Raw genomic sequence first — 12,187 nt, 5'->3', positions numbered from 1 at the left:
TAACCACTTTGCAAGCAGAACCAAAACCCCCAAGACTAACCTGTTACAGATGCATGAGTCCTAAAAGCACTTGCATTTGTAAACACATACATCCGTTACATACTAAGACGCGTTTTATTATTCTGATGCACCCAAAAGAGTACAAGAAAGAAAAAAATGGAACGGGACACATGACGAAGCTTCAATTGGAGAATTCGGAAATTATAGTGGGTGTCGATTTTACCAACAATAAGCGCGTTAATGCTATACTAGCTAATGAAAACAATAGTTCTTTTTTATTGTATCCAGGAAAAGAGAACTTCAACTTATCGGTAAGCGGAAGTTCAGAAGTGAATGCATTTATGGGACATCATCCACACCTCTTTATTTTAGATGGCACATGGCCTTGTGCTCGTAAAATGCTAAAACTAAGTAAGAACTTGCAAAGCTTAAAAAGAGTGAGTTTTGATAATGACATCAAATCAAAATTTATAATCAAGCAGCAACCAGAATCACTTTGCCTCAGTACAATTGAGTCCGTCTTTACGGTATTAAATTTACTTAAGGAAGGAGAAGTCGAACATTGTGAAACAAAGGATTTCCTGATGCCTTTTGAAAAAATGATTGCACATCAACTCGACTATTTGCGAAACCCAAATAATAAAAACTATCGTTCTACGGGAAATAGTGAGATTGCTGTAAAGAACCTATATAAGAAAACTGAAAGAAATACTATTTTTGAAGTAGAGCGTTAATTGTAGTACACGTCAATATTAGTTATTAAAGGTTTTCTATTCAGAAAATCCCTTGTAGACGTTCTATTCCGTCTTTATTCACTAAATTAGTTGCTTTACCATTCATAAACACACATATCAGGCTATTCTGATTCAAATTATTAATCCATTACAATGAAATTAAACCTATTATCATGCGACGCTCAACGACCAGACAAAAGAGCCATCGCCAACTGTATTACTGAGATTTCTACTAATGGGAATGCATCACTATCTAATGAGCTTACAGAGATTCTTTTAGACGGAGATCCTGTAGATATTGAAGTTGCAGATAAAAATTCTGGCTCTGCTTTAAGAGCCTTACGAAAGCTAGATATAGATTACGAAATCGTTGAATAAAAGTTGAAAACAAAATGATTCACCTCATAGTAGGAAATACAGGTTCAGGAAAGACGACTTACGCCAACGAACTCAAAAGAAACATTAAAGGTGTTGTGTTTTCAATCGATACATGGAATAATGTGTTGTTTCTTCCAGATAAAAAAGAAACGGATGGTTTAGAGTGGTTTTTAGAACGCATTGAACGTTCAGAACGGATGATGCTAGATCTAATTCATCAGTTAGAAAATTTAAAAACAGATGCGATCCTAGATTTAGGATTGTCTAAATTCGGTCATCGCGAAAAGTTTAGGAAATTTGCTGAAATGAATAATTACAAAGTAAAGCTGCATTTTCTAGATGTTTCTAAAGCCGAGAGGTTAGACCGAGTGATGAAACGCAATACAGAAAAAGGCGCCACGTTTGAGTTTGAAGTGACAAAAGACAACTTTGATTTTATGGAAACATGGTTTGAAAGACCGTCTGAAAAAGAACTTAGTGATGGTTTTGTAATTTCTGAATAGAATAAGTATCAATTAAATAATCAGATTATGGATAAGCGAGAAAACGCAATTGAAATTAGTAAAACAGAATTTCGAAAAATGGGTTATCAGCTCATTGATACCATATCTGAATTTCTTGATGATATTTCAAATCAACCCGTCACAACAACCAAAACACCCTTAGAATTACAAGAGCTATTAGGGAATTCACCGTTACCAAAACAAGGAGTACCAGCTGATCAACTATTGGGATCCACATCTAAATTGCTATTTGAAAATTCGTTATTAAACGGTCATCCTAAATTTTTCGGATTTATAACATCGTCTGCAGCGCCAATTGGTGCCTTAGCCGATTTGTTAGCCGCTTCGGTTAATCCAAATGTTGGAGGACAAATTCTAAGTCCGATAGCAACAGAAATAGAAAAACAAACCATTAAGTGGTTAGCCGAATTTATTGGAGTAGATCCAAGCTATGGAGGTGTTTTAGTCAGTGGAGGCAACATGGCAAATTTTACGGCGTTTTTAGCCGCAAGAACCGCTAAAGCCCCAAAAAGCATCAAAGAAGATGGACTTTCAAATACTTCAAAACAGCTCATTTCATACTGTTCAAAATCAACGCATACATGGATAGATAAAGCCGCGATTCTATTTGGGCATGGTAGCAATTCTATTCGTTGGATTCCGACGGATGCTTCAAACAAAATGAATATTGAAGCTTTAGAGCAAACCATTAAAGATGATATAAAACAAGGCCATCACCCCTTCTTGGTTATTGGAACTGCTGGTGATGTCAGCACAGGAGTTGTGGATAATCTTGAAGCTATTGGAGCCACTTGTAAAACTCACGATTTATGGTTTCATATCGATGGTGCTTATGGTATTCCTGCAGCCGTTATTCCTGAGCTAAAAGCTTTATTTAATGGAGTAGAGGAAGCCGATTCTATTGCGCTCGATCCTCATAAATGGTTATACAGTCCTTTAGAAGCGGGTTGTACGTTGGTTAAAAATCCTAAACACCTCATTGATACCTATAGTTCGCATCCCGAATATTATAATTTCAGTTTAACAGAAGAAGGAGGATCTCTAAATTTCTTTGAATACGGACTTCAGAATTCACGTGGTTTTAGAGCTTTAAAAGTGTGGTTGGCCTTACAACAAATAGGTCGTGATGGTTATGTGAAATTAATAAGTGAAGATATTGTCTTATCAAAATATTTTGCAGAATTGGCAGCACAGCATCCAGAACTAGAGACTGTAACTCAAAATTTGAGTATTGCTACCTTCAGATATATGCCACAAAATCTTGAAGTAAAGGATGAAAAAAGAGCAGAATATTTAAATACATTAAATGAAGCCTTAGTAAATACACTACAAGCAGGAGGTGAGTTGTTCTTATCTAATGCTATTATCGATGACAAGTATTGTATGAGAACCTGCATTGTTAATTTTAGAACTACCAAAAAGGATATTGAGGAGTGTGTTGAGATAATTATAAATGAAGGTCGAAAATTACATGCGTCACATAGTTTGATTTAGACAAACATTACAAGTGATAAAGACACTAATTTAAAAACAAAGTCTGACGTTTCCATTAGCCCAATAAATCGTCTAAAGCAGGTCTTAAATTCACATAAGTATAATTAAATCCTTCAGCTTCCACTTTTTGAGAACTGACACGTTGACTTTCAAACAAAAGAATATGCATGTCTCCTAAAACGAGTTTCATCGCAAATTTTGGAATGTTTGGTAAAATTAAAGGACGATGTAAAACCTCCGCTGAAACTTTTGTCAATTCTTTATTAGTTACAGGGTTTGGAGCTACACCGTTATAAATACCTTCAAATTTATTTTGAACGGCATAAACAAAAAGTGAAGCTAAATCTTCAACATGAATCCAGCTTTGCCATTGTTTACCACTTCCAAAAGCTGCTCCTACACCAAATTTAATTGGTTTTACAATTTCAGGTAAAGCACCACCGTCATTGGCTAATACTAACCCGATTCTAATTTTTGCCACTTTACAACCCATAGCTTTAAAACCATCAATGGCAGCCTCCCATTCGTGAACAACTTTACCTAAAAAAGTTTCTGAAATCTCAGTATTCGTTTCTTCGTAATAGTTCACTAAACTCGTTGGATAAATGCCAATAGCACTAGCAGACACCACTTGCTCAATGTTATAATTATGTTTTTTTATGGTGACTTGTAGAAGTTGCGCGGTTTTCGTTCTGCTTTCAAGGATGATTTTTTTGTAATCGTCCGTCCAGCGTTTGGAAATCGAAGCGCCAACCATATTGATAATGGCAGTCACACCGATAAAACAGTTGTGATCGATCTCGTTGTTTTTTGGATTCCAATAAAATCCTTTATAATTGGGTTCAGTACTCAGTTTAGATTTTGAAGTCGTTAAATAATGGACATTAATGCCTTGAGAATGACATTGGTCAACAATTTTTTGTCCAATTAATCCAGTCGCTCCTGTTATTAAAACGGTCATTTTTCTTTTTATGTAAAGATACGAAAGCTAAAAAGTGTGGGTATGAGATTTAGATATGATTTAACGTTTGGGTGGTGTTTGTAGCGAGAAGTAGAAAAGCTGCAAAGATTCAAAGTAGTAAAGTCGCAAACTCTCAAAGTCAAAAGAAACAAAGAAGTAAAAGGAATCTGTTTTTATTTACCATTATCGTCGGTTCGAGTGTTTCGAGTGTACGAGAAATGTATCGAGAATCTTCGAGACAAATAAGCTTCTCGATAAGAAATTCCTAAAATGCGGAATTTCACTCGAAGTGACGAAATGTAAAGATTGATTTTTTGGGTTTTAAAGCATTTAGCTCGTGGCATTTCGGTGAATGTTATGAGTTCTTTTTCTGGGCTCTCAACATTTAGCTCATTGTATTTCACTGAATGTTACTCGCCCTGTTTCTGGGCTCTCAACATTTCACGTTTTCCAGGAGGTCCAGGTAAGCGTTCTACAACAAAACCTACAGCTTGCATGGCACGTCTTACGCTTCCTTTTGCAGAATAGGTTACTAAAATACCATTAGGTTTAAGAGCTTTGAACATAATTTCGAAAATGTCTTCAGTCCATAAATCGGGTTGAACACGTGCGCCAAAAGCATCAAAATAAATGATATTAAATGTGTTTTCTGATGATATATCTTTAAAGAATTTTTGTTGTTTTTCTAATTGAAAGTTTGAAGTGATAGCACGTGATTCTTCCCATGGAGTTGCATGTAGCTTTTCGAAAATAGCTTTATGTGCTTCTGAAATCAATTCAACATAATTTAATTGACTGATTTCTTCAGGTTGAACAGGATAAGCTTCAATACCTGTATAATTGAGATTTAAGTTGTCTTTTTCTCCTTTAATTAAAGTTAGAAAAGCATTAAGTCCTGTGCCGAAACCTATTTCTAAAATTGAAATGGGTTGCGTATTTGACACCTGTTCAGAATAAAAAAGCAAACCATGTTTTAAAAACACATGATTTGCTTCTTGTATGGCACCATGAATAGAATGGTATTGTTCGTTCCATTCTTCTATTTGTATGGTTTTAGAACCATCTGACGTGGTAATTATATTTCTCTTCAAAAATTATTGAATCAATAGTTTTTTAATCTTAGGAATTGGTCCTGTGCATTCCGTTTTATGACAGCTTAAACAATTATTAATCGCTACATTATAGCGTTCTTTTAATTCGGTATTAGACAGCGTGTCTACAACTGCTTTTTGCGATTCTATAAATACATTTACAAAACTTTGCCAATTTTGAGTTCTAGATTTACCGTTACTCATTTCAGCCGAGTGTAATTTTAATAAATCTAAAGGTAGGCGCGTTGGCGTTTCACCAGCAACAATTTGTGCTTTTAATTGTTGATTGTAAGCATACATCGCATTCATAAAGCCTGCCATTTCAGAAGGTTGATACATATCGTATACAATAGCCTTCTTTGTAGGTTCTTCTGCTATTTTTTCTTCATTTTTACAGCTAACAAGCATTAAAAATGAAAGAATAACGATGCTTAAAAGTTTATTGTTTAAGTAAAACTCCATCAGCTTCAAAACCATATTCAAATTTAGGATCTGTAATCGCAGCAACTTCTTCTGCAGTCTTACCAGCATCTTCTGCGTAATGTCTTAATTCTTCAACAGACGTTTCAGAAACATAAGCTTTTCCGTTCATTACAACGTCGCCCTCAGCATTTAAAGGCATAAAAAAACCGTAGTCTTTAAATTTTACCATCACTTCGTTGTCGTCACCCATATCTAAAGTCATCCAACATCCTTTTTTAGAACATACTTCAATGATTTTTCCTTTCACTTTTGAGGTAATAGTATCACCAACTTTTAAGGTTTTATATTGCTCCATCATACGCTCAGGAGTTAAAGCGTCTGTGTCATTAATTTCTTCGCCGAAAGAAGCATAAGCAATCTCTTGTTTAACGTCTTCAACTTTCTCTTCAGTTGTTTTTGATTCATTTTTACAAGAAAAAACAACTAAGTTAATAGCTAGAAGTAGAATGATTTTTTTCATTATTTATACATTTTGAATTGAATTATTATCGAATTGCGAATTTAAACAATTTAACGGAATATAACCTTTTTTTAACGGTATCGATTATGTATTTTTGTTGGAAAACCGCATTTAATTATGGCTATACATACCGATAAAATCAGTGTTGAAACATCTGAAACATCTAAAATCAATACTGTAGATTTTAGCAACTTAGACTTTGGTCGTGTGTTTACAGATCACATGTTTGTGTGTGATTATGAAGATGGGAAATGGCAAAATCCAAAAATTATGCCTTACCAAGCCATGACTTTTGAGCCATCTGCTCGTGTGTTTCATTATGGACAGGCTGTGTTTGAAGGTATGAAAGCCTATAAAGATGACGATGGAAAGGTTTTTCTATTTAGACCAAAACAGAATTTTGAAAGAATTAATAAATCATCTGGTCGTTTGGCAATGCCTGCGTTTCCTGAAGATTATTTTTTTGAAGGTTTAGAGACCTTATTAAAATTAGATAATGATTGGATAAAACCAGGAGTTGGTAACTCATTATACTTAAGACCATTTGTAATTGCGACGGAACCAGCCATTTCTGCATCACCAGCAAGCATGTATCGTTTTATGATTATTTGTTCTCCTGCAAAATCGTATTATAACTCAGCAGTACGTGTTTTAATCGCCGATCATTATAGTCGTTCTGCTAATGGTGGTGTTGGTGCTGCAAAAGCCGCAGGTAATTATGCTGCTCAGTTTTATCCGACAAGTTTAGCACAGAAAAAAGGATTTCAACAAGTCGTTTGGACAGATGCAGATACCCATACACTTCTTGAAGAAGCCGGAACAATGAATGTATTTTTTAGAGTAAATGATAAGCTGATTACAGCACCTACAAGCGATAGGATTTTGGATGGTGTGACACGTAAAAGTATCATTCAACTCGCTGAAGATTTAGGAATTACTTGTGAAGTAAGACCAGTAACCGTTGCGGAAATAAAAGAGGCTGCAAAAGATGGAAGTCTAAAAGAAATATTCGGAGCAGGAACTGCTGCAGTAATTAGTCCAATTTCAGCATTTGAGCATCAAGATGAGTTATTTGAAATTTCTAGTGTTGACGCTGAAGATTCTTATGCTAAATTATTTAAACAGACCTTATTAAATATTCAACATAATTTATCGGAAGATAAGCATGGTTGGAGATATGAAGTAAAATAAAATTATAAGATTAAAATATTATAAAGAAAAAGCAGCCATCTGGCTGCTTTTTTTATGATTCTAAGATAGCTTTAATATGCGGTTTAAAGTAATTAGGCCCTTTTAAAACTTTACCATCTTCACGATAGATCGGTTCTCCATCTTCACCTAATTTACTCATATTACTGCGTTGTATTTCTTCAAAGACTTCTTCTATTTTATGTTGCATACCGTGTTCTATAATAGTACCACACAAAATATAAAGCATATCACCTAAAGCATCCGCAACTTCAACTAAGTCATTGTTATTAGCCGCTTCTAAATATTCTTCATTCTCTTCACGCATTAACTTATAGCGTAGCATATTTTTGTTAATTCCTAAGTCCGCTTTTGGCGTTTCACGATGTCCTATTTTGAAAGCTGTATGAAACGCTTTTACCGCATTAATTTTGTCTTGCATAGTTGTGGTTTTAATCCTTATTTTTGCATAAAAATAAGAAGATGTTTAGTACTGGTCAATTGATTTTTGGAATATTATTTTTTATTGTCTTCGTTATCGTTATTGCATTTCAATATCGTAAAGATCTTCAACTTCACAAAAAACATTATAAAGGTACTATTTGGATACTGATCGCTTTCATTGGTTTCATTGGTATGATTGCATCAATTAAGTATATCTTTATGTAATCGTCTAATTTTTAGTCTTTTTATCTAGGATTAGTCCACAATTCAAATTTTATAACTTAATTTCAGAAATATACCTACTATTAGGTATGTTTTGGTGTGCTTTTACTTTGCATCTTTGACGTATTACATTTATTTATTATAGAAAAAAATAGTTAGAAAATAAAAATTTCTAAAACCATTGAGATTTTATGGAGTTGAAATGCATGACTACAAATTTTAAGATTATACTATGTTTTATACTGTTACCATTACTATGTTATAGTCAAAAACAAAAAGACTCTTTATTAGTAATTTGGGAAAATACTAAAGTATCTGATACTACAAGAGCTAATGCTTACAGAGATTTTATTTACAAAAACTATTTTGAAAGTAAAACGGATAGTGCTTATGCTTTGGCATTGCGTTTATTGGATTTTGCTGAAGCACGCCAATTAAAAAAACAAAAGGCAGATGTACTTATACTTCTGGGTGAAATAGAACATATTTTTGGGGACAATTCTAAAGCATCAAAGAACTTTGAGTTGAGTTTGAATATTTTTGAGGAATTAAATAATAAAAGAGGACAGGCTAAAGCAATTAATGGTTTAGGTATTTCTTATAAAAAAGTTTTCAATCTCGATGAGGCAAAGCTCTACTATGAAAAATCATTAGAATTAAGTAAAGAAATAAACGACACTTTATTAATCTCTAAAACTTTAGTTCTTATAGGTAATATCTATAATTGGCGTTATAAATCTGATGAAGCATTAGGCTATTATGCTGAAAGTTTAAAGTTAGCTAAGGCGATTCATAATAAACGAGCGGAAGCTTCTGCTTTAATTAACATGAGTAATTCCTATATTCAGAAAAAGGATTATAAGCAGTCTAAAACATATATAGACGACGCGATAAAAATTGGCGATTCACTAAGTAGTTATAATATTTTGTCTCATGCCTACCGAGTACTATGTCATAGCTATTTTAAACAAATGGATTATGAAAAGCTTATTAGCTCAGCAGACGAATTACTAGATTATGGGCAAAAGGCTTCTAATAATGAAATGATTGGTGACGCTTATTATTTTCTTTTTGAAGGCTATAAGGGGCAACGAAACTTTGATTTGACCGTGAAATATCTAGAATTAAGTAAAGACAATAAAACTAATACAGACGATATTATTACAGTTAAAACACTGGAAAAGATAAAAATTGATAATCACCGAACTAAGGATAGCCTTGTCAACATAAACAAGACGCTTAAAACAGGAATGGCATACCAAAAAGAGAAAACGAACCTGTTTTTAGCTTGGGGAGGAAGTTTGGCTGTTCTTTCAGTGATTGCTTTTGTTATCTACAGAAATATAAAGCGTAAACAACATAAGGCGGAAAAAGAACGTCAAGATGAAATTGATGAAAAAGAAAAAATTTTAAAGGATTTAGAATTATCTACTATTGATGCTATGATTGAAGGTCAGGAAAAAGAACGCAGACGTTTGGCTGCTGACTTGCATGATAGTGTTGGTGCTACATTAGCAGCTGCTAAATTGCAATTTGATTATTTAGTGAAACATCAAAATAATAATCAAGATTCAGAGGAACTAACAGAAAAAATAAGCACATTATTAGACAATGCTTATGTTGAAATTCGCTCCATGGCACATCTAAAAAACTCAGGTGTCATTGCTAAAAACGGTTTGCTTCCGGCAGTAGAAAAATTAGCAAACAACGCTTCAGGGATAAATGGATTAGAAATTGAAGTTCAAAGTTTTGGTTTGGATCAGCGTTTAGATAATTCATTAGAAATTTCAATTTTCAGAATTATTCAAGAATTAGTGACGAATTTAATAAAGCATGCTAAAGCAACTCAAGCAACGATTCATATTACTAATCATTCCGACAACATCAATATTATGGTTGAAGATAATGGTGTTGGTTTTAATCCTAAGCAACTATCAAAAGCAAAATCGAAAATGGGAATCACTAGTATAGATAGACGTGTAGAGTCTTTAGATGGTAAATTCACAATAGAGTCAGAAATAAGTAAAGGGACAACAGTAATAATCGATTTGCCATTATGATAACAGTAGCCATAGCCGAAGACCATCAGTCCTTTATAGATGGTATAAAATTGCTTTTAGAGTATGAAGACGATATAAAAATTGTAGGTACAGCAAACGATGGGGAAGCACTTTTAGATTTGGTACGTTTAAAGCAGCCAAGTGTTGTAATTACAGATATAAGAATGCCAAAAATGGATGGCATTACAGCAACAAAAGAAATAAAAAAAGAGTTGCCACATACAAAAATATTAGGCTTTACAATGTTCGATCAGAAGGATGCGATAAAACAGATGTTAGACGCTGGGGCTTCGGGATATTTATTAAAAAATTCACCTTTAGAGGAAGTTTTGAAAGCCATACGAGCAGTGTATAATGGCAATGCTTATTTTGATGCTAATATTGAAATAGAAGCAGAAAATGACACTAATAAAAAGGCCAAAAGTATTTTAACCAAGCGACAGGTTGAAATCTTAAGTTTAGTAGCACAAGGAAAAACATCTCGTGAAATTGCAGACGAACTTTTTATAGGTGTACATACGGTTGAAACGCATCGTAAAAACATGATTCGTATTCTTGGGCTTCATGGTAAAGGAGAATTGATGCGCTATGCTTTAGAAAAGAAGTATCGATTTTAAGGTTTTTAGTGGTCTGGTAGTTTTCAATTCCATAAGAAAAAAGCACTCATTTTTGGGAATGTGACTGTAATAATTAATTTTTAACCTTTGAAAAAGGTCGTATAACTAGAAAAAAAATCCTAATTCAATTATAATTTTAACTTCGTTGCAACCAAAACTTAATTTATTATGAAAAACACTAAACTTTTTAACCTATTTATTTTTTTACTGACCTTAAACCTATCTTTTGGACAAAGTTATGTAGGGCATTCTATTGATAATTATTCTGGCATCCATGGAGTTGTTTATAATCCATCGAGCATTGTTGGTTCTAATTTAAGAGCTGATATTAACTTGTTTTCTGCAAGTTTATTTGGAGGTAGTGATTATTTTGGAATTAACGTCAGTGATATTCTGAACTCAGATGGAGGCTTCGATTTTGAAGATGACGCCAAAAAATTCCCGAGTAATACTAATAATTTTTTCGTCAATGTTGATGTTGTAGGACCTTCTTTTATGTTTAATTTAAATAAAAAAAGTAGCATAGGAGTTATAAGTAGAGTGAGAGCTAATATGAATATTAATAATATTAACGGCGAGCTCTATGAAACAATTTCTAATGATTTTGACTCTGATGATGATTTCGACTTTGATTCAAAAGACTTAACTGGTACCATACATGCATGGGCAGAAGTAGGGTTAGCCTATGGTAGAATACTAATAGAAAAGCCCAACCATCTCTTAAAAGGAGGTGTGACTTTAAAATACTTACAAGGGGCAGGTAGTGCCTTTATGAGTAGTCCTGAATTGCAAGGTTTTTATTCAGAATCTGCCGAAACATTAACGACGCAAGGAAATTTAATCTATGGTACTAGCCAAGATTTTGAATCTGATGATTTAGATTTTAGTAATCTTACTGCTGGCTTTGGATTAGATGTAGGCTTTACATACCAATGGTATTCTAATCGCGAAAATGATAGTCTACCGACTTATAAAACTCCTTATAAATTAAAAGTAGGGGTTTCAGTGACAGATATTGGATCCATAAATTATGATAATTCAACTGTTAATAATTATGATTTGAATGCGACAGTAGATACATCAGATTCTGAAGATGATACAGAAGATTTTTTAGAAGATAATTATAACGGTGTAGAAACCATAGAAGAAGCAAAAATAAAATTACCAACAGCTTTACATTTACTAGTAGATTATAGATTAGCAAAAAAATGGTTTGTAAGTGCACAAGCGAATTTATCTATGGTGAAAAAAGGTTCAGAAATGAGTACTTCAATTATAAATACAGTAACTGTAGCTCCACGATTAGAAACCAAATGGTTTAGCTTTTACGCACCACTTAGTTTTAGACAATATGGTGATACTTCTTTTGGAGGTGGGATTCGTGTAGGTCCATTAACAGTTGGGTCTGGGTCTGTTTTTACAAATCTTTTATCTGATAGTTCTAAGACCACAGATGTTTATTTAGGACTTAATATTCCTTTATATAGATAATAAAAGGTTTTTAAAATTGAATTAAAATAAAAAACACCCA

General features: G+C 33.4%; 13 protein-coding genes. 8 read left to right on the top strand and 5 right to left on the bottom strand.

The window, feature by feature from the left end; all coding sequences use genetic code 11:
* The first annotated feature begins 8 nt into the window (after nucleotides 1–8).
* From BLT80_RS11715 to BLT80_RS11700, 4 genes are all read left to right on the top strand, one after another.
* Nucleotides 9–734, top strand: a complete 726-nt coding sequence (locus tag BLT80_RS11715; RefSeq protein WP_262508034.1) for a tRNA-uridine aminocarboxypropyltransferase — start codon at nucleotides 9–11, stop codon at nucleotides 732–734.
* Nucleotides 735–887: 153 nt separating this feature from the next.
* The gene (locus BLT80_RS11710; RefSeq protein WP_020894997.1) at nucleotides 888–1,112 is read left to right on the top strand and encodes a hypothetical protein; all 225 of its coding nucleotides are present in this window, start codon (nucleotides 888–890) and stop codon (nucleotides 1,110–1,112) included.
* A gap of 14 nt (nucleotides 1,113–1,126) precedes the next feature.
* Nucleotides 1,127–1,615 (top strand): P-loop nucleotide/nucleoside kinase family protein, encoded by a 489-nt coding sequence (locus BLT80_RS11705; protein WP_092468178.1) that lies wholly within the window; start codon nucleotides 1,127–1,129, stop codon nucleotides 1,613–1,615.
* 27 nt (nucleotides 1,616–1,642) lie between these two features.
* Nucleotides 1,643–3,130 carry a pyridoxal phosphate-dependent decarboxylase family protein gene (locus BLT80_RS11700; RefSeq protein ID WP_092468176.1) on the top strand — a complete coding sequence of 496 codons (1,488 nt, stop codon included), beginning with the start codon at nucleotides 1,643–1,645 and terminating at the stop codon, nucleotides 3,128–3,130.
* A 55-nt stretch (nucleotides 3,131–3,185) separates the two neighbouring features.
* Here BLT80_RS11700 and BLT80_RS11695 read toward each other — a convergent pair whose 3' ends face one another.
* The 4 genes from BLT80_RS11695 to BLT80_RS11680 all read right to left on the bottom strand — a co-directional run bounded on the left by BLT80_RS11695 (nucleotide 3,186) and on the right by BLT80_RS11680 (nucleotide 6,125).
* Nucleotides 3,186–4,091 carry a TIGR01777 family oxidoreductase gene (locus BLT80_RS11695; RefSeq protein WP_092468174.1) on the bottom strand — a complete coding sequence of 302 codons (906 nt, stop codon included), beginning with the start codon at nucleotides 4,089–4,091 and terminating at the stop codon, nucleotides 3,186–3,188.
* Nucleotides 4,092–4,501: 410 nt separating this feature from the next.
* Nucleotides 4,502–5,182 carry a tRNA (5-methylaminomethyl-2-thiouridine)(34)-methyltransferase MnmC2 gene (mnmD, locus tag BLT80_RS11690; protein ID WP_092468172.1) on the bottom strand — a complete coding sequence of 227 codons (681 nt, stop codon included), beginning with the start codon at nucleotides 5,180–5,182 and terminating at the stop codon, nucleotides 4,502–4,504.
* A gap of 3 nt (nucleotides 5,183–5,185) precedes the next feature.
* On the bottom strand, nucleotides 5,186–5,644 hold the full coding sequence (locus BLT80_RS11685; RefSeq protein WP_092468171.1) for a hypothetical protein: 459 nt from the start codon (nucleotides 5,642–5,644) through the stop codon (nucleotides 5,186–5,188).
* A complete protein-coding gene (locus tag BLT80_RS11680) occupies nucleotides 5,622–6,125 on the bottom strand; it encodes a DUF4920 domain-containing protein (RefSeq protein WP_092468169.1) in 504 nt (167 codons plus the stop codon). Before BLT80_RS11680 ends, BLT80_RS11685 begins: the two co-directional genes overlap by 23 nt.
* 117 nt (nucleotides 6,126–6,242) lie before the next feature.
* On the opposite strand from BLT80_RS11680, the gene BLT80_RS11675 reads away from it, so the two are divergent.
* A complete protein-coding gene (locus BLT80_RS11675; protein WP_092468167.1) occupies nucleotides 6,243–7,316 on the top strand; it encodes a branched-chain amino acid aminotransferase in 1,074 nt (357 codons plus the stop codon).
* A gap of 52 nt (nucleotides 7,317–7,368) precedes the next feature.
* On the opposite strand, the gene BLT80_RS11670 is transcribed toward BLT80_RS11675, so the two are convergent.
* On the bottom strand, nucleotides 7,369–7,755 hold the full coding sequence (locus BLT80_RS11670) for a pyrophosphohydrolase domain-containing protein (protein WP_092468165.1): 387 nt from the start codon (nucleotides 7,753–7,755) through the stop codon (nucleotides 7,369–7,371).
* A gap of 430 nt (nucleotides 7,756–8,185) precedes the next feature.
* Here BLT80_RS11670 and BLT80_RS11660 point away from each other — a divergent pair, with 430 nt between their 5' ends.
* The 3 genes from BLT80_RS11660 (at nucleotide 8,186) to BLT80_RS11650 (ending at nucleotide 12,147) form a co-directional block, all read left to right on the top strand.
* Nucleotides 8,186–10,039, top strand: coding sequence for a tetratricopeptide repeat-containing sensor histidine kinase (locus tag BLT80_RS11660; RefSeq protein WP_175455600.1), 1,854 nt, complete (start codon nucleotides 8,186–8,188; stop codon nucleotides 10,037–10,039).
* The gene (locus tag BLT80_RS11655) at nucleotides 10,036–10,656 is read left to right on the top strand and encodes a response regulator transcription factor (protein ID WP_092468162.1); all 621 of its coding nucleotides are present in this window, start codon (nucleotides 10,036–10,038) and stop codon (nucleotides 10,654–10,656) included. The genes BLT80_RS11660 and BLT80_RS11655 overlap by 4 nt, the downstream gene beginning before the upstream one ends.
* A 168-nt stretch (nucleotides 10,657–10,824) precedes the next feature.
* Entirely contained in the window at nucleotides 10,825–12,147 is a 1,323-nt protein-coding gene (locus tag BLT80_RS11650; RefSeq protein ID WP_092468161.1) for a DUF5723 family protein, read from the top strand.
* Nucleotides 12,148–12,187 lie beyond the last annotated feature (40 nt).

The sequence above is a fragment of the Winogradskyella thalassocola genome (genome assembly GCF_900099995.1).
Taxonomy (GTDB): domain Bacteria; phylum Bacteroidota; class Bacteroidia; order Flavobacteriales; family Flavobacteriaceae; genus Winogradskyella; species Winogradskyella thalassocola.
This window is presented reverse-complemented; position numbering and strand designations above follow the sequence as displayed.

Coding starts and splice junctions, on each gene's coding strand:
- BLT80_RS11710 (WP_020894997.1), top strand. CDS start 888: ATGAAATTAAACCTATTATCATGCGACGCTCAACGACCAGACAAAAGA.
- BLT80_RS11705 (WP_092468178.1), top strand. CDS start 1,127: ATGATTCACCTCATAGTAGGAAATACAGGTTCAGGAAAGACGACTTAC.
- BLT80_RS11700 (WP_092468176.1), top strand. CDS start 1,643: ATGGATAAGCGAGAAAACGCAATTGAAATTAGTAAAACAGAATTTCGA.
- BLT80_RS11695 (WP_092468174.1), bottom strand. CDS start 4,091: ATGACCGTTTTAATAACAGGAGCGACTGGATTAATTGGACAAAAAATT.
- BLT80_RS11685 (WP_092468171.1), bottom strand. CDS start 5,644: ATGGAGTTTTACTTAAACAATAAACTTTTAAGCATCGTTATTCTTTCA.
- BLT80_RS11680 (WP_092468169.1), bottom strand. CDS start 6,125: ATGAAAAAAATCATTCTACTTCTAGCTATTAACTTAGTTGTTTTTTCT.
- BLT80_RS11675 (WP_092468167.1), top strand. CDS start 6,243: ATGGCTATACATACCGATAAAATCAGTGTTGAAACATCTGAAACATCT.
- BLT80_RS11670 (WP_092468165.1), bottom strand. CDS start 7,755: ATGCAAGACAAAATTAATGCGGTAAAAGCGTTTCATACAGCTTTCAAA.
- BLT80_RS11660 (WP_175455600.1), top strand. CDS start 8,186: ATGACTACAAATTTTAAGATTATACTATGTTTTATACTGTTACCATTA.
- BLT80_RS11655 (WP_092468162.1), top strand. CDS start 10,036: ATGATAACAGTAGCCATAGCCGAAGACCATCAGTCCTTTATAGATGGT.
- BLT80_RS11650 (WP_092468161.1), top strand. CDS start 10,825: ATGAAAAACACTAAACTTTTTAACCTATTTATTTTTTTACTGACCTTA.